At 35.5% G+C, this 17,991-nt stretch carries 18 protein-coding genes; all 18 read right to left on the reverse strand.

Going from position 1 to position 17,991, the window contains the following annotated elements:
* Window positions 1–125 precede the first annotated feature (125 nt).
* Window positions 126–1,217, reverse strand: coding sequence for a 1-(5-phosphoribosyl)-5-[(5-phosphoribosylamino)methylideneamino]imidazole-4-carboxamide isomerase (gene hisA, locus BLQ66_RS04695; RefSeq protein ID WP_074521174.1), 1,092 nt, complete (start codon window positions 1,215–1,217; stop codon window positions 126–128).
* 88 nt (window positions 1,218–1,305) lie between these two features.
* Complete coding sequence (gene hisB / locus BLQ66_RS04700) at window positions 1,306–1,908, reverse strand: imidazoleglycerol-phosphate dehydratase HisB (protein ID WP_074521175.1); 603 nt, start codon at window positions 1,906–1,908, stop codon at window positions 1,306–1,308.
* Between the two features lie 25 nt (window positions 1,909–1,933).
* A complete protein-coding gene (gene hisD, locus BLQ66_RS04705) occupies window positions 1,934–3,223 on the reverse strand; it encodes a histidinol dehydrogenase (RefSeq protein ID WP_074521176.1) in 1,290 nt (429 codons plus the stop codon).
* A 44-nt stretch (window positions 3,224–3,267) separates the two neighbouring features.
* Window positions 3,268–3,918 (reverse strand): ATP phosphoribosyltransferase, encoded by a 651-nt coding sequence (gene hisG / locus BLQ66_RS04710; protein WP_027430750.1) that lies wholly within the window; start codon window positions 3,916–3,918, stop codon window positions 3,268–3,270.
* A gap of 23 nt (window positions 3,919–3,941) precedes the next feature.
* A complete protein-coding gene (hisZ, locus tag BLQ66_RS04715; RefSeq protein ID WP_074521177.1) occupies window positions 3,942–5,153 on the reverse strand; it encodes an ATP phosphoribosyltransferase regulatory subunit in 1,212 nt (403 codons plus the stop codon).
* 216 nt (window positions 5,154–5,369) lie between these two features.
* On the reverse strand, window positions 5,370–5,852 hold the full coding sequence (locus tag BLQ66_RS04720) for a hypothetical protein (protein WP_074521178.1): 483 nt from the start codon (window positions 5,850–5,852) through the stop codon (window positions 5,370–5,372).
* A gap of 66 nt (window positions 5,853–5,918) precedes the next feature.
* Window positions 5,919–6,452, reverse strand: coding sequence for a Holliday junction resolvase RecU (locus BLQ66_RS04725; protein ID WP_074521179.1), 534 nt, complete (start codon window positions 6,450–6,452; stop codon window positions 5,919–5,921).
* A complete protein-coding gene (locus BLQ66_RS04730) occupies window positions 6,410–7,423 on the reverse strand; it encodes an RluA family pseudouridine synthase (RefSeq protein WP_074521180.1) in 1,014 nt (337 codons plus the stop codon). The genes BLQ66_RS04725 and BLQ66_RS04730 overlap by 43 nt, the downstream gene beginning before the upstream one ends.
* Window positions 7,424–7,462: 39 nt before the next feature.
* A complete protein-coding gene (locus BLQ66_RS04735) occupies window positions 7,463–8,017 on the reverse strand; it encodes a hypothetical protein (RefSeq protein ID WP_074521181.1) in 555 nt (184 codons plus the stop codon).
* 38 nt (window positions 8,018–8,055) lie between these two features.
* Window positions 8,056–8,847 (reverse strand): pseudouridine synthase, encoded by a 792-nt coding sequence (locus tag BLQ66_RS04740; RefSeq protein WP_074521182.1) that lies wholly within the window; start codon window positions 8,845–8,847, stop codon window positions 8,056–8,058.
* Window positions 8,848–8,855: 8 nt separating this feature from the next.
* Entirely contained in the window at window positions 8,856–10,235 is a 1,380-nt protein-coding gene (locus BLQ66_RS04745) for an RsmF rRNA methyltransferase first C-terminal domain-containing protein (protein ID WP_074521183.1), read from the reverse strand.
* A 288-nt stretch (window positions 10,236–10,523) separates the two neighbouring features.
* Window positions 10,524–11,141 carry a hypothetical protein gene (locus tag BLQ66_RS04750; RefSeq protein ID WP_027430744.1) on the reverse strand — a complete coding sequence of 206 codons (618 nt, stop codon included), beginning with the start codon at window positions 11,139–11,141 and terminating at the stop codon, window positions 10,524–10,526.
* Window positions 11,142–11,157: 16 nt separating this feature from the next.
* Window positions 11,158–11,646: a pantetheine-phosphate adenylyltransferase gene (coaD, locus tag BLQ66_RS04755; RefSeq protein ID WP_074521184.1), complete on the reverse strand. Its 489-nt coding sequence runs from the start codon at window positions 11,644–11,646 to the stop codon at window positions 11,158–11,160.
* Between the two features lies 1 nt (window position 11,647).
* Complete coding sequence (rsmD, locus tag BLQ66_RS04760; RefSeq protein ID WP_027430742.1) at window positions 11,648–12,208, reverse strand: 16S rRNA (guanine(966)-N(2))-methyltransferase RsmD; 561 nt, start codon at window positions 12,206–12,208, stop codon at window positions 11,648–11,650.
* 23 nt (window positions 12,209–12,231) lie between these two features.
* Window positions 12,232–14,715, reverse strand: coding sequence for a LuxR C-terminal-related transcriptional regulator (locus BLQ66_RS04765; RefSeq protein WP_074521185.1), 2,484 nt, complete (start codon window positions 14,713–14,715; stop codon window positions 12,232–12,234).
* A gap of 144 nt (window positions 14,716–14,859) precedes the next feature.
* On the reverse strand, window positions 14,860–15,870 hold the full coding sequence (locus BLQ66_RS04770; protein ID WP_074521186.1) for an NAD(P)H-dependent glycerol-3-phosphate dehydrogenase: 1,011 nt from the start codon (window positions 15,868–15,870) through the stop codon (window positions 14,860–14,862).
* Window positions 15,863–16,528 carry a glycerol-3-phosphate 1-O-acyltransferase PlsY gene (gene plsY, locus BLQ66_RS04775; RefSeq protein WP_074521187.1) on the reverse strand — a complete coding sequence of 222 codons (666 nt, stop codon included), beginning with the start codon at window positions 16,526–16,528 and terminating at the stop codon, window positions 15,863–15,865. Before plsY ends, BLQ66_RS04770 begins: the two co-directional genes overlap by 8 nt.
* The gene (der, locus tag BLQ66_RS04780) at window positions 16,528–17,856 is read right to left on the reverse strand and encodes a ribosome biogenesis GTPase Der (protein WP_074521188.1); all 1,329 of its coding nucleotides are present in this window, start codon (window positions 17,854–17,856) and stop codon (window positions 16,528–16,530) included. Before der ends, plsY begins: the two co-directional genes overlap by 1 nt.
* Between the last annotated feature and the right edge of the window lie 135 nt (window positions 17,857–17,991).

The following is a 17,991-nucleotide window of genomic DNA, read 5'->3' on the forward strand; positions in this document are numbered from 1 at the left end:
GTCAAGACTCGCTCGCGAGTCTTGCGCGCCGGATTCGGGTCTGCTTTGGCAGACAAATTCCTATCCGAATCCGTGCGCATCCTCGCGGAGCGTTTAACTCAGTCGGAGCTTGTACTCCGACTGAGTTAAATATTTCTTATAAAGAAGTTTCTGTAAAAACAAGACTTATTTCCAGTGTGGCAAGCTGCTCCAACCTGTCTTACCTTAGCAAGAATTGTGTCGCAATCGCAGTCAATATCAAGAGAACTTACATACTGAAGGTGACCTGATGTTAGACCCTTAGTCCAGAGCTCATCACGGCTTCTTGAATAGTAAGTCATAAGGCCAGTCTCTAAAGTCTTATTAAAGGCCTCTTCGTTCATATAGGCAAGCATTAAGACCTCGTTATTAACGTAATCCTGCACTACTACTGGAATTAAACCCTTATCATCAAGCTTACAATCTGACCAGCTTAAGTTACTAATTACTTCCTTTTTGCTTTCCTTTGAAAATGCATCAAAAGACTCATACTTTGCCACAGCCTCGGCAAGGTCAATTCTCTTTTCATAGATTGCTTTTCCAATGATTGCTCCATGGATGCCGGCATTAGATACATTTTCTAAATCCTCCATACAAGACATACCGCCGGAAGCGATAATGTTAATACCAGTCTTGTCAGATAAAAGCTTAGTCTGTTCTACATTAGGACCTACAAGCATGCCATCCTTTGAAATGTCAGTATAGACAATATTCTCAACACCCATCTCCTTCATTGAAAGGCAAAGGCTAAGGGCTGTTTGATCTGATAACTTCTCCCAGCCTTCAATAGCTACTAAACCGTCTTTAGCATCTACCCCAACTACGATTCTATCAGGGCCAAATTCCTTGATGGCCTCTCTAATAAACTCAGGATTTTCTACAGCCTTAGTACCAATGATAACTCTGTAAACTCCTAAATCAAGCACTTCCTTGATGTTTTCAAGGCTTCTAACGCCACCACCAAGCTCTACAGGAATACTAACGCTATCAACGATTTCCTTAATAGCCTTGGCATTGACTCTATAGCCCTTTAAGGCACCGTCTAGGTCAACAACATGTATAAACTTTGCACCAGCCTTCTCAAATTCCTTAGCAATTGTGTAAGGCTTATCAGAATAAACTGTAACCTCGTTAAAAAGGCCCTTCTTTAAGCGGACACATTTGCCATCCTTAATATCTATTGCTGGGTATAATCTCATTTTAAAATCCTCGCTATATTTTCATTATTTAGTAATACTAAGTAGTTTGTAACGCTAAAGCACTAGCTTCATAAATAAGCACTTATAATTACAAACTTCCCTTAGTAGATAATACATTAGTTATACGGCTATCCTTTGAAACCGCCTCATCTAGGGCTTTTGCAAAGGCCTTAAACATAGCCTCAATAATGTGGTGGTCGTTCTCGCCCCACATCTTCTTTAGGTGGAGGTTCATACTAGCTGAGTAAGAAATTGCATAGAAGAACTCCTTAACCATCTGTGTATCAAAATAACCAACTGAATCGCTCTTAAACTCTGATTCAAAGACTAAATATGGGCGATTTGATAAATCAATGGCGCAAAGAATTAAAGTCTCATCCATTGGAAGGAAGAAATTACCGTATCTTTTAATACCTACCTTGTCTCCAAGTGCCTTCTTTATAGCCTCTCCTAAGACAATTCCCACATCCTCAATGGTGTGGTGGCAATCAACGATTAAGTCTCCCTGAACTCTTAGTTTTAAGTCAAAGAGGCCGTGTTTTGCAAAGCTTTTAAGCATGTGATCAAAAAATCCAATGCCAGTATCCACGTCTGCATTTCCTTTGCCATCTAAATTAAGATAGAGGCTGATGTCTGTTTCGCTAGTTTTTCTATTAATTGTTGCAGTTCTAGCAGATTGATTATTTGCCATATTTCCCTCCTATATTTATTAAATCTTACTCAAATCTTACCTTTATAGAATTTGCATGAGCTGTTAAGTGCTCTGCTGTTGCGAATTTCTCAATGTCTAGGTGTACATTTTCAAGGGCTTCCTTAGAGTAAGAAATAATGCTTGATTTCTTAATAAAGTCATCCACTGATAAAGCTGAGAAGAACTTAGCTGTTCCATTAGTTGGAAGTACGTGGTTTGGTCCTGCAAAATAGTCTCCAAGAGGCTCTGATGAGTACTCTCCAAGGAAGATTGCACCTGCGTTTCTAATCTTAGTCATAGTATCAAATGGATTCTTTGTTACGATTTCTAAGTGCTCAGAGGCAATTTCATTAGCTACATCAATAGCTTCATCTAAAGTATTTGCAAGTAAGATATATCCGTAGTTATCAAGGGATTTCTGAATGATTTCCTTACGACTAAGTTTAGCCACAAAACCATCAACTTCCTTTGAAACTGCTTCTGCAACGTCTTTTGATGTTGTAATTAATATAGCTGATGCCATCTCGTCGTGTTCTGCCTGTGATAAGAGGTCTGCTGCCACGAAACGAGGATTAGCACTCTCATCAGCAATAACTAAGATTTCTGATGGGCCTGCAACGGAGTCGATACTTACATAGCCAAAGACTGCCTTTTTTGCAAGAGCTACGAAAATGTTACCAGGTCCCACAATCTTATCAACCTTTGGAATTGACTGTGTTCCGTAAGCCATAGCTGCAATAGCCTGAGCTCCACCAACCTTAAAAATCTTATCAACCCCTGCTTCATTAGCGGCAACTAAAGTTGTAGGATAAACTTTACCTTCGCTATCGCAAGGAGTACACATAATGATTTCATCAACTCCAGCAACCTTAGCTGGCATTACATTCATTAAAACTGAAGATGGATAAGCAGCCTTACCACCTGGTACATAAACACCAACACGCTCTAAGGCAGTAACCTTTTGACCAAGGATAGTTCCATCTGGCTTTGAATCAAACCAGCTGTACTGCTTCTGCTTTTCGTGGTAGTCCTTAATATTAACTAAGGCCTTTCTAATAACTGCTACTAATTCCTCATCTACTTCCTTATAGGCAGCAGCGATTTCTTCCTTAGTAACTAATACATTGTCTGCATTAATATTTGCTTTATCGAATTGTTTAGTATAACTAAATACTGCTTCATCCTTTTTAACCTTTACATTAAGTAAAATCTCAGCTACGGCATCCTCAAACTTGCCGTAGTTACTTGGACTTCTCTTTAAAAGGTTATTTAATATATCATTTTTTGTATTCTCATTTAATTCTACGATTCTCATAACTTCCTCCTAATTAAATCATAATCCTAAGACTATAATATGCTCTAATTCTGGCTTTCTGCAAGATAATTCTTAATATCATTTATGAATTTATTAATACGCTCGTTCTCCATCTTCATGCTAACCTGATTTACTACGATTCTAGCTGATAAAGGAGCGATTTCTTCTAATACTTCAAGACCATTTTCACGAAGAGTTGCACCTGTTTCAACAATATCTACAATAACTTCTGATAAGCCAACAATAGGGGCTAATTCAACAGAACCATTAAGCTTAATAATCTCTACTGTCTGGTGCTTCTTATTGTAGAAGTAATCCTTTGCAATATTAGGATACTTTGAGGCTACTCTAATAAGTTCGTGATGTTGTAGCTTTTCACGAGCGGATGCAGGACCGCAGACGCACATTTTACATTTTCCAATGTTTAAATCATAAACCTCATAAAGGTTTCTTTGCTCTTCAAGGATTGTATCCTTACCTACAATACCGATGTCTGCTGCACCATATTCTACATAAGTTGGCACATCTGATGGCTTTGCAAGGAAGAACTTAAAGGCAATATCTTCGTTAGTAAAGATAAGCTTTCTAGTTTTCTCGTCCTTCATTTCCTCACAGGTAACGCCAACATTTTCAAAAATCTCTAAGGCTTTCTTAGCTAATCTACCCTTAGCAAGGGCTACTGTTATATATCTCATAAATAATTCCTTCCTGATTTAATCTATTTACAAAGGTTTTCGCATCCATTTTCATCAATCATAATAAGGTCTAGCAAATATGAATTCTTTGCGTAAGACTTATAAGTTTCAAGATCTTTACCGCAATCCTTAATAAGGCAAACTCTTTGACCGTTTGCTCTTAGAGCATTGGCCTTTTCAAGGGCTTTTTTAAGGGCTGCCTCCTTGTAGCAAATAAGTGCACCAGAGTAATTTCCAGTAAACTCAAGGCCTTGTCTATCAATGGCAGCCATGAGTCTATCAATTACAAGGGAGAAACCAATTGATGCCTTATCTGAACCAAACTGGCCCATTAACTTATCGTATCTACCACCTGTTGCTACTGCCTGGCCTGTGCCAAAAGTATAGGCTGAGAAAATAATGCCTGTGTAGTATGAGTGGATTGAAAGTGAGCCTAAATCAAAGCTAATGTATTTATCATAATCTGAAATCTTTAATAATTCGTAGAGATCCTCTAATCTCTTAATTGCCTCAAGACAGTCCTTATTAGTTGTAAGGCTCTTTGCTCTATCAAGAATTTCCACAGAACCAAAAAGCTGTGGAAGTTCAAGTAAAATCTTCTTTATATCCTCTTTAATGTTTAGGGAATTAAGCAATTCCTCCTCACCAAAGTAGTTCTTCTCTCTAATTAAAGTTGTAAGCTCTTCTGCCACTTCCCCAGAAATTCCAGCTTCATTAAGTAATCCGTTGTAAAATGCAACATTTCCCACTTCTACCTGGAACTCCTTAAGGCCTGAGGCTTTCATGCACTCTACAAGCATGCTTAAAACTTCTAAATCTGCCTCAATTGAAGAATCATCAATAAGCTCAGCGCCAATAACTGTGTTCTCCTTTAATCTACCCTGATAGTACTTGTTATCGTTAATAAAAGTATTACCCTGATAGCAAAGCTTAATTGGAAGGCTGTGCTCCTCAAAATACTTTGCTGCAAGTCTAGAAATAGATGGAGTAAAATCAGGTCTAAGAACTAAAGTGTTACCATATTTATCAAAGAGCTTAAACATCTCATTAGATGGAATTGAGCCCCTTTCCTTATTAAAAACATCAAAGAACTCCATACTTGGTGTTTCAATATCGTTATATCCATAAGAGAGGCAAACCTGATGAAGACTAGTTTCAAGTATCTTCTTTTGATTGCATTCGCCATTATAAATGTCTCTAAAACCTTCCGGTGTATGTAGTAAATCTTTCTTCATAGTATCCTCAACTTTCTTTATTATTATTAATATCTTATTTGAATTCCAACGATTTAATACAGTAAAGTTTTACTGTGCTAATTTGCTACTAAGATAAAATGATTATATATAATAATCCTTTTCTTGTCAATTAAAATACTAGCAATATAAGTAAAAAAGCCACCTCCTAAGTCACATGGTAGTGCTTAAGAAGTGGCTTTAAAAAACGCGAACGTTTTATTTAATTGTATTCTCTAGAATATCTTCTATATCTGTAAGGCAATCTTTTCCGCTTACATCCCCTGAAAAGGAATCGACCAAGTTTCCTTTAGTATCAAAATAGGTGATGTACCAAGAGATACCATATTCTTCTGTAACTTCACAATCTTCAAATTCATTCATCTCTGTGATAAGAGTATAGAGAGTCTTTAAATCTTCCTCAGATAAGTCATACATAGATTCAGCAAGGGCACCAGAAATATTATAATTAGAGCTGTACTCTACTACTCCATCATAATAAACTGTCCAAGAGCTGTACTCCCAATAATCGTCATTAGCATCAAATTCCCCAACGCTATTAGAAGTTGCTGTCATCATAACAATATGCTTATCCGTAGGCAATCCCTCATCATTTTTCTTACAGCTTACAAGGCCTGTACTAGTTACAAAAACTAGAATAAGGATTAAGAGCTTACTGCAAAGGTTTTTAAAAGCTTTCATGATAAAACTCCTTTATATATTATTGCTATATACCCCTTATAAAGAAGTATTCAATTCAAATTGTAACTAATTTCTTGAGGTTAAGTCAATATTAATAGCCTCTAAAAAATGCACAATTACGCCATTTGCCTGTCCAATCTTGTAAGTTTTATCAACTTCATCATAGGTAAAGCTTTTTCTGCCTCCCTTTTCCATGCGCTCCCAGAAATATAGGATGTCTCTAAAGGGAAGGTAATAAAATTCATTTTTATGGCTGAAGTATAGAATAATAAAGGAAATTCCGTCTTGTTTCTCAAAATCCTTCATAAAATCTATCTGGTGCTGATGGATATTAGCTAGGGGAAATGTATCCGTCTGGCACTCTTTTGCATCAAAGCAAATTGGGATTCCTTGCACTACGCCAATGTAGTCCACCGTACTTTTCTGGTCAAAATAAGCAAGTGTAATCTGTCTCGTATTTTGATCCATTTTCACAGGTTTAATTGGTGTAGGTATCTTCTGAATCAGGGCCAGTCCCTTTTCCTTGTATTTATCTATGGATATGTTTATAAATTCTTCTAGTGCTTCGCCTCTAAGTCCTCTTGAATTCCAGGTTCCCATAGTCCCTCTCCTTTAAGTATAGATAAAAAGAGCTTTGGTATTTCACTCTTAATATTTATCTTTTTATCTTCTAAATCGCAATTAAGCTCAAAAGCCGTAAGTAGCTGACTCTTTAGCTTATACTTTGACTTAAAATACTCATTTGTCTTACTATCACCGTACTTGTAATCTCCAATAAGTGGGTGATTGATGGAAGCTAGGTGGGCTCTAATTTGATGAGTCTTACCAGTTATAAGTTCCACCTTAAGTAGGGTATATTTACCGTTATTAGCAATGGGAGTATATTTTGTAGAAATGTATTCCTCAAGCTCATTGCTATCTTTAACACTTACCTTATTTAACTTATTATCCTTAGTTAAGGAGCCAGAAATAGTCTCTTTCTTAGTTAAAACTCCCTTAACCACAGTGATATAGTATTTATCAAAAGTTCTATCTTTAAAGCCCTTTGAAAGCTCCTGCAAGCCCTTAATAGTCTTACCACAGGCAACAATTCCTGAAGTATTTCTATCAAGTCTATTGCAAACACTAGGCTTAAAAGTATCTAAATCTTCGATTTTTAAATCCCCCTTATGAATCAAATAAGCAATAAGAAGCTCGTTTAAGGATACATCATCATTCTTGGCTTTCTGAGTAAGAAGGCCTACTGGTTTGTCTATGAAAATGTAATCTTCATCCTCATATATCACCTTTAGCTCCTTATATATCTTCTTATAGTAGTCAGAAAGCTTGTTATCTACTTTAGCCTGCTCCCCCTTAGTAAACTTATCAAGGGTTTCATCGGCAAAAAAGATTTTAATGACATCATCTTTTTTAAGTAAATCCTTGCCATCACTTTTCTTACCATTAAGAGTTATATTCTTTTTTCTAAGCATCTTGTAAATAAAGCTAAGAGGCGCATTTGATAGGTATTTGGCTAGGTACTTATCAAGCCTCTGGTTAGCATTTTTATTGCTTATAATAATTTCTTTCATAGTTCTTCCTTGTAAATTTATTAATAAAAATGTTACGCATTACACGCACATATTTAAAATCTGCTTCTCTAAATACTTAGTTCTAGCGATTTCCTTTTCATCTCTATTCTTAAGATTTAAGCTCTTAAGTTCTTTTATGAATTTTTCTTCACTAGATATAAAGTTTACATTTGCATCAATCTTAACATTAGATAAGAATTCCTTTATGTTAGTTCTTAGGAAATTCTCATCAATTTTCTCTCTTGTATAAAGATAAAGAGTGTTATTATCAAGGGCTAGAGCCTCGATGGATACTGGGTTTTGCTTATTAGATAGTATTAAATCAAAATCCGTATGTGGGTAATTTGTAGCTCTTATTTTTTCATAAAAATCCTTATCTATAGCCTTAGCTCTAAAGCATATTATTAGGTTTACTAAGAATTTTGCAAAGGGTAAAACTAAGATAACAGCCACTAAAGTACAGTAGTTATTTCTTGTTTTAAACACTAATAAACCAATAACATATAGTAAAATTATTACAAAAACAAAGCCAATACAAATCCCTAAATTTAGCTTCTTCTTATGATCAATATATCCTTTTTGTCCCTTTTCCATTATTACATCCCCTTAGTTATAAATTATGTAAGAAAACTTTATACCAATGCCTTTAAATCCTCTAATTCTTTTTCTGTTAATTCCCTATATTCGCCTTCTGCTAAGTTAGGGTCTAACTCTAAATTTCCCATGGAAACTCTTTGTAAATAAAGAACCTCAGACTCCACAGCTCTAAACATTTTCTTAATCTGATGGTACTTGCCCTCTTTAATAGTTATCCTACAAGCGGTAACTAGTCCTTCATAGTGGCACTCTTCTCTACTATCTTCATCTATATAGTCTAGGCTTTCATTACTAGTCTCTAAGATTTCTAGTTTAGCTGGCAGAGTCTTAAAACTACCATCTTCTTTTGAAGAATCTTTTAAGATTATGCCTTCCATAAACTTAGTAGCAACGCTAGCTTCGATTGTTCCCCTAGCTTTAAGATAGTAGGTCTTTTCTACATGCTTTTTTGGAGATAACATTTTATGAGCTAAGTCTCCATCATTAGAGATAATTACAAGACCATGAGTATCCTTATCTAGTCTTCCAATAGGGAATAAATCCGCTCTTGTTTTATCTAGAATTAGGTCCACAACTGTCTTTGCATTCTTATCTCTACTTGCTGAAATTACTCCTGCTGGCTTATTAAGCATGAAATACTCAAATCTTTTTAGAATTATTTCTTGCCCATCAAAGAAAATTTTATCCTTTTCATTATCGATTTTTAACTCAGGCTTTAACTTATTATTACCATTAACAGAAATTCTGCCCTTCTTTATAAGCTCTTTAACCTGACTTCTTGTGCCCACAGAAGCTTCCACCAAGTGTTTATCTAGTCTTACTAACATATAATCTCCTACATCCATCTCCAACCAGCAAGATATTTATTCTTAACCTGGCCGTTGTTAAACTTACCCCAACCAAGAGGGTAACCAGAAACGCCAATTAATACCCAGCCGTTTTTAACATCTGTAAAGTCGTCGCAGTCAAGAGTTTCACCCTTTAAGTACTTAACGACTCTTTCATCATTTACATCCAAATCAATTACATTTGGATAATCCTTTAATTTAAGGGCCATAGCAAGAGCCTGGCTTGGTTCAAATCTATTCTTCTTGATTTCTCCAAGAAGTAAACCATTTCTAATAATACGAAGGCCCTTTTCTTCCTGCATATACTTTGAAACAAGATAACAATATGTACCACGGATATTGATATATTTGCTATCGTAATCAAAGTTAAAGAAATCAAGGAAATCAGTAACTTCCTTTGGCACCTTATTATTAAAGCCTGGATTTACAAAATGTATATTATTATCAGGGTCAAGTTCGCCCTTCTTTTTAAGCAATGCCACGAAGTGACCTTCACCTTCCATCTTGTGTGGGAAAATTCTTACGGTTTTAGAAATGTTCATTTCCTTGTCAGAATCACTTTCCTCAAAGCCGTGTGAAAAGCCTTCGTATGGCTTAATATCTACAAGTTCAAAGTCATCTCTATTAGTTAAGAGATACTTAATTGTCTCTTCATCTTCAAGCTTACTAAAAGTACATGTTGAATAAAGCATCATTCCGCCTGGCTTTAGCATTTCTGCACCTGACATAATAACGCTTCTTTGAATTTCAGCATAAACTTCAGGACCTGTCTTTTCCCAAGCCTTAATTAGCTTGTTGTCCTTTCTAAACATACCTTCACCAGAACATGGAGCATCAATTAAAATCTTATCGAAAAACTCAGAGAATCTATCCTTAATCTGCTTAGGATCTTCATTTAAGACGCAGATTTTATTATCTCCGTTAACTTCTACATTTTTCAAAAGAGCCTTAGTTCTTGAATTACTAATGTCGTTAGTAATAAGTAAGCCAGTGTTATCAAGCTTTGCAGCAAGTTCAGTAGACTTACCACCAGGAGCTGCACACATATCAAAAACTACGTCTCCCTTGTTTATAGGTAAGACGTTAGCTGGTGTCATAGCACTTGGCTCTTGTATATAGTAAAGACCTGCAAAGTAATATGGATGCTTTGCGGGTTTATCCTCTTCTTCATAATAAAAGCCATTTTCAATCCATGGAATTGGCTTTAGCTTAAATGGGGAAATCTTTAAGAAATCCTCAGTTGAAATCTTTAAATTATTAACTCTTAAACCATAAAGTCTTGTGTCATCAAAACTGTTAAGATAGCTTTCAAAATCATCGCCTAGCATTTCCTTCATGGAAGCTAGATATTTCTCTGGTAAATTCATAAGCTACTCCTTTAAATTACTTCTTAAAGCAGAGAATCCTAAATTCTACACTGCGGTAAAGCGGACATTCGGAATCCGCTTCGCTACTTCCTCATGAACGCAGTGGCACTTTGTGCCACTTGTCAGAAGGGGCTTAACCCCTTCTGACACTAGTAAGCTTTACACCCCGCTTAAAGCTTACGCTTTTGAAGCGGGGGATTGCTTACACTGCGTTCAAAAAAATACATATACCAAAGCTCATAGCTTAGCAATCGCTTTAGTATATGTATTATAATGTCTTATAAAATATTATAAATCTTCTTCAGATTCATCATCTAATTTCTGTGCCTTTGTCTCTGCTGTCTCTGCTGCTACTTCAGCAGTATCATCTGTGGCACCCTTAAGCTCGTTTCTATTGTTATTAACAACAGATAAAACGTCCTCTAAGCCATTAAGTAATGACTCATACTTCTGCTTATTATCTCTAATTGAGTGTTCAATAATAAACTGTAACTTAGCTAACATATCGTCTGTATACTGCATTGCGCCGTATCTAATGTCGTTAGCTTCGCCTGTTGCGCTATCAAGTATTTGTTGAGCTTGAGCTGTAGCAGTCTCAATAAGTTCATTAGCCTGAGCGTAAGCTCTCTGCATAATCTCATGTTCATTAACAAGTTCCTCTGTCTGAACCTGTGCTGTTCTTAAAATAGCCTCTGCCTGTTCCTTTGCATCTGCAATAATGGCATCCTTGTTATTAAGAATCTTTTGGTACTTCTTAACTTCTTCTGGAGTCTTTAATCGAAGCTCTTTTAACATCTCTTCCATCTCGCTTCTATCAACAATAATCTTGTTCTTTGATAAACCATAGAACTTACAGCTGTCGATATAACTTTCAATGTCGCTAATCATCTGTTCAATTCTGCTCATACTCTCTCTCCCTCAACTAATTATTTGATGCATTATATTTTTCATTTACTTTATCAATAACATATTCTGGAACAAATTTTGAGATGTCCCCATGATACATTGCCATCTCCTTTACAATGCTTGAACTTAAGTAAGCATATTCAAGACTTGTATTAAGGAATACAGTGTCAATGCTTGGTGCAGCCACTTTGTTTGTTTGTGACATTGCAAGTTCGTATTCAAAATCTGTTACAGCACGAAGGCCTCTAATAATAGCGTTAACCTCGTGTTCTTTAGCAAATTCCACTAAAAGTCCACTAAATGATAATACTTCTACATTTGGAATGTGCTTTGTTACTTCTTTTAACATATTAACACGTTCATCTACTGAAAACAATGGTGTTTTAGCCTTGTTATTTAGTACTCCTACAATAAGGTGGTCTACTAATTTTGCTGAACGTTCGATAATATCTAAGTGACCTAATGTTACCGGATCAAAGCTGCCCGGATAAATTGCTTTTTTCACTTTATTTGTCTCCCTTTAGTTTAAAAAATAAATGCTTATTTGTCTTATAAGTCTTAGCTCTAACTAATTCAAAGCCAAGCTCTTCTGCATAGTCTAAGTCAACATCAAGGGCCTCTTCAACAATAATAATTGAATATTCATCAACTATTCCTGCCTGCTTAATTGCCTTTAATGTTTCAAACTCATAGTCCTTTCCGTATGGAGGATCCATGAATACTATGTCAAATATTTCACCGCCCTTAAGACGATTTATTGCTGATAAACAATCGCATTCCATTAAGTTAGCCTTATCTGCTAATTTTGTAAATGCTAAATTGTCCTTAATAACCCCACAAGCATTTTTTGCATTTTCAACTAATGTAGCACTTTTAGCACCCCTGCTTAAAGCCTCGATTCCAATAGCCCCACTACCAGAATAGAGGTCTAGAAAATTTGATCCTACGATATCTGATTGTAGAATATTAAATAAGGTTTCCTTTATTCTATCAGTTGTAGGTCTTGTTCCTGGTCCCTCAATGGTTTTAAGAGGGAGGTGTCTAGCACTTCCTGCAATAACTCTCATATGTGTCCTTTCTTAGCATATCACTATTCAAAAAAGTTCTTTAAGTCGCCTCTTGAATTGATACCTAACTTATTAAATATAACCTTCATGTTAGATTTAACAGTACTTTCTGCAATAAATAACTGCTCTGCAATTTCTTTGTTTGTAAGACGCTGTGCGGCAAGCTTTGCAACATCAGCCTCTCTTACTGTTAGGCCGTAATCTGCTAACATTCTTCCGGCCTTCTTAACTGTCTTAACACCCTTTTCATAGTTCTTAGCATGCTTATTAATGCTCTTTACAAAAGGTGATAAAGTCTTGCTGATTGTGATTTCATCAAGCATATCGCCAATGTATGAATAGTTCTGAACGAATGGCATAATAATTCTATCATGAACAGCTAATTCCATAGCCTCAAGTAAGAATCTCTTAGCTTTTTCAGAATCATTAGTTTCGTTATTAGCGATTGCAAGGAAAATGTATGTGTAAATTCTTGGCACTATGTAAGAGAATAACTTACTTAAGCCGATTAACTGTCCACTAATTCCAAGGAAGTGATGATACTCCTCTGTAAGAATTAAGTATTTACACAATGCAACATTTACATAACTAAGGGAAATAAAGTTAGCATGATCTTCAATACTCTTCTCATCCTTTAGCCAGTTGCTTATCTTATCAACCTCATCTAAGTCAGTATAGATAAATGCCTTGCACACATCCACCATCTTAGATAAGTTGTTAGCTGCATCTTCATTAGATGTAAGTCTAAATTCAATATTGTTCATGTATTCCTTGTAGGCATCATTAGCTCCATGATAAATGGAAATACGTGCCATAAGGAAGTTAGCTGCAATATAGATATCATGCTGATTCCTACTATCTGCCATATAAATAACCTTATGACAAAGAATTTCAGCACCATCTATCTCGCCTCTATTGTAAAGACTTTCTGCCTTCATTAATGCTTCAAAGCCCTTACCGTGTCCATTAGTAATTCTATAATAATTAGGTGCGCAATCCTCAAGTGAGAACATCTCCACATCTAATCCGCCGATTCTTCTATGGTAAAGAGCCATAATAGAAGGGCTTTCAAAACTAAATGGATACTGTGATGAAATAAGATTTAGAGGTGACTTTGTAAGATATGTAACCTTTTTAAAGTCCTCATTCATCTTGTTAAAATCATTATAAGTAAAGAAAGCATTGATATACTGAATTTCAGCAAGGTATGAGTTCTTTTGAATCTCATCTACTAAATCATCGTTCTTGATATCATTTTCAATATCCTTAATTAAGGCCTCCATTGTGTTCTTCTCGTTATATAAGAACATGGCAAAGCACATAATAATTGAAAATTCATACTTTCCCTTCTTATCTACCTTCCAATACTGGTTGGCAACATTAAAGAACATATCCTTATTCTCGCGAATAATATAGCTATAAAGGCTACTAAGGCTTGCATCGCAAGTATAAATCTTTCCATACTCATTAGACTCATTATAAAGCTTAATTGCATAGAAATAATCGCTATTAGAGAGGTATGTATCCGCAGCTCTCATAGTGATTTCCTTAATTGTATCCTTTGGCTTTTCCTTAAAGACCTTCTGCATGAAGTTCTTAAATACAGGATTAAAGCTATAAGTTCTAGATAATTTATCATAGTCTATAAGTGAGACTCTTCTTAAATATTCTAGGCATGTTCTTTCATCTAGCTTAGTCTGTGCAACGCACTGGCTGATTGTAAATTTATGAAATACTGAGAGATTAATTAAGAAATCTCTTAGTGAATCGTCTAAGTTATACCATATGTTAGTTTCAATAAAATTATCAAGGTTCTCTCTTGATGAAGTCTTTGCCTTATCTCCATCATGATCCATATAGAGTTCTACAATATATGGCCAACCCATTGTTTTATTGTAAATGTCTTTAGCAATTTCAATATCAACTATAATTTCATTTAATCTAAAATAATCATAAATGTCCTCAGGCACGAAGCTTAAGTCACTCTTATCAATACATCCGATTTCATTCTTAGTAATTAAATTGATAATATCTTGATAGTGTAATTCATGTATAAGAAATACATACTTTAGACCTGGTGTAGTCGCAGCGTAGTTTATCTTAAAGAATGTTGCAAGATTATCGTCAAAGACTTTATCAAAGTTATCAATAACAACAACTGTCTGTGCTCTTTCGTTAGTTAAGTTAGACATTAATGAGCAAAGCTCGTTAACTTCTTCTTCTGTTGTAGGAAATCCTAAATTTGAAAATTGTGCTGCATGTGTTGGGCTAACAAGCTTAATAGCATTGCATAAATTGTTCCAGAAAATCTCCTTTGATGTGTCTGCATCAATCCAAAGGATTGTGTAGCCTGGGTAATTCTTAAAAAATGTACGGCAAACAATAGATTTACCATACCCTGTTGGCGCACAGATAAAATTGTATCTGTACTGCTCAAATGAGCTTAACTTATCCTTTAAACGATTAGAAATATAAGCTCTGTTTAGTAATTGTTTAATATGCGCCATGTATAACTATCCTCTCTTCATAACATTTCTTCCAATATATAAAGTATAAATCAAATTTTAGTATAAAAAAATGGGTAATCTATACCATTATACCTAAATGAATAGGACTAATGACACATTAGCCCTATTTCATAACCCACTTTTTTATTCCCATGAAATACTATCTGCTTCGATCTTTTTATCTCTAAGCATAAGCTCAGAAACTGCAAGAGAAGCATTCATATCTTCAAAGAGCACCTTGTTAATCTGCTCTACAATTGGCATTGAAACGTTATATTTTTTAGCAAGTAAAAGGGCTGCCTTAGCAGAATAAACGCCTTCTACCACCATCTTTACTTCTTCCATAGCCTGGTCTTTTGTGTAACCTTTACCGATTAAGATACCTGCACGTCTGTTACGAGAATGCATACTCTCACAAGTAACGATTAAGTCTCCAATACCTGATAAACCAGCAAATGTCTCAACCTTAGCTCCCATAGCAAGACCTAAACGGCTGATTTCAGCAATACCTCTAGTAATAAGGGCTGCCTTAGTATTATCACCATAGCCAAGGCCATCAGCGATACCTGCTGCAAGGGCGATAACATTTTTAAGTGAGCCTCCAAGGCAAATTCCTAGTACATCTGGACTAATATATACTCTAAATACATCACTCATGAAGATGTTCTGTAAGAAAATTGCATCCTCCTTCTTTGCAGTACCAATAACGCAAGTTGTAGGAATACCTCTACCAACTTCTTCTGCGTGGCTTGGTCCTGAAAGTACAGCTACTGTAGCCTGAGGAATTTCTTCCTTAATAACATCACATAAAGTCATTAGACTACTTTCTTCAATACCCTTACCAACATTAACGATATACTGTCCATTTTTTACAAAAGGTGCAAGTAACTTTGCAGTTGAACGAGTATAAGGTGAAGCAACTGCAAGCACTAAGATATCAGCAGATTCTACTGCTTCCTTAGTGTTACCGTTAAATTTAATAGTCTCTGGAATCTTAACTCCAGGAAGGCACTTTGTATTCTCGTGGTTCTTTCTTAATACATCAAGTTCCTCTTCAAATACAGACCAAACAGTTACCTCGTGTCCATTGTTGTTTAGTAAAATAGATAATCCTAAGCCCCAGCTTCCGGCGCCCATAATACTAATTTTAGCCATTCTTTTTCTCTCCCATCTTTCTTTCAGTTCCATTAATAAGTCGTTTTATGTTAGCTGCATGTCTAATAAAGCCAAGTGCAGCAAATAAGAATACTATAATGCATGCCTCTACATGTTCAGTTCCGTTTAATGGTAGGAAACCAACTAAATCCCAAATTACAAATTCAATAAAGAAACCTGCAATTCCAATAAGGGAAGCAAGGGATACATACTTTGTTGTAAATAACACTAATGGGAATGTAATAAGTCCAAAAAGTGTAAATGCAAAGCAATAATGAGGGAAAGGTATAAGTGCAATTACAAGTCCTGAAGTTGCTGCAATACCCTTACCACCCTTGAAGCCTAAATAGAATGGGAAGTTGTGTCCAAGTACTGTACCAAAGCCGGCATATAAGAATAATAATAATTCTGATATGTTAAAATGTGGCGCTATGCAGAAGTTAACAATGATTCCTGCAAGTATTACTTTGAAAATGTCTAAAAAGTAAGTTAAGAAGCCATATTTCTTACCTAAGGTACGCATAACATTTGTTGTACCAGCGTTTCCGCTACCATATTTTCTAATATCGATGTGATTAAATCTTCCAAGCCAATATCCGCCCTGGATTATAGAACCTAAAAGATATCCTAAAACTAAACATAATATTCGTGCTAACATTACAAGTCTTTCTCCTTACGCTCTCTGTTGATAAATCTTACTGGAGTTCCTCTAAAACCGAAGGATTCTCTAATTTTGTTCTCAATATATCTTGTATATGAGAAATGAGTTAATTCTTTGTCATTAACAAACATAACAAAGGTTGGTGGTTTAACAGAAACCTGAGTCATGTAATAAATCTTAAGTCTCTTACCCTTATCTGAAGGTGGCTGCTTCATAGCAACAGCCTCTGTTAAGATTTCGTTAAGTACACCAGTTGGTATACGCATTGTCTGATGGTCAATGATCTCATCTACTAACTCATAAATCTTAGCTAGACGTTGTCCTGTCAGTGCTGAAATAAACATAATTTCCGCATATGGCATAAATGACAATGTATCTTTAATCTTATTAGTAAATTCATAAATTGTCTTATCGTTCTTCTCAATGGCATCCCACTTGTTAACGGCAATAATAACACCCTTACCTCTTTCATGGGCAATACCAGCAATCTTTGCATCCTGTTCTGTAACGCCTTCAGTTGCATCAATAACTAAAATAGCTACATCACATCTCTCAACTGCTGCTACTGTTCTAATGATTGAGAAACGCTCAAGTTCTTCCTTGATCTTGCTCTTTCTTCTAAGACCCGCTGTATCAATAAATACATAGTCTTTCTTGTTGTACTTAATTACTGTATCAATAGCATCTCTTGTTGTACCTGCTATATTACTTACAATAACTCTGTTCTTTCCCATGAGCTTATTAATAAGGGAAGACTTACCAACATTTGGCTTACCAATAACAGCAATCTTAGGTCTGTCATCCTCTTCCTCAGTATCAGCATCCTCTGGGAAATGCTTAATAACCTCATCAAGTAGGTCACCAAGACCTAACTTACTAATTGCAGAAATTGGCATTGGATCGCCAATTCCAAGGTTATAAAATTCGTAGACATCAGGCATAAGCTTATCAAAGTTATCTACCTTGTTAACACAAAGTACAACTGGCTTATGTGAACGTCTAAGCATATCTGCCACCTTAGCATCTGAATCAACTAAGCCCTGCTTAACATCTGTCATAAATACAATGACATCTGCAGTATCAATGGCAATCTGAGCCTGTTCTCTCATCTGGGATAAAATAATATCCTTTGAATCTGGTTCGATACCACCTGTGTCAATAAGTGTAAATGATTTATCAAGCCAAGTAACCTCGGCATAAATTCTATCTCTTGTAACACCAGGAGTATCCTTAACAATAGAAATCTGTTGCCCACAAAGACAATTAAATAATGTTGATTTACCAACATTAGGTCTTCCGACAACAGCTACAATAGGTTTACTCATAATTATTCATCCTAATCTTATTAATAAATTTTTAATGTAAATATACTGATTTATAATATCAGTTTAATTGCTTTTTGTAAAGGTCTATGATATTATACCGATTATTGAAACTAGTTGATTTCTGGGAGGTTTTTG

Origin of the sequence: Lachnospira pectinoschiza (assembly GCF_900103815.1) — a bacterium.
GTDB lineage: Bacteria > Bacillota > Clostridia > Lachnospirales > Lachnospiraceae > Lachnospira > Lachnospira pectinoschiza_B.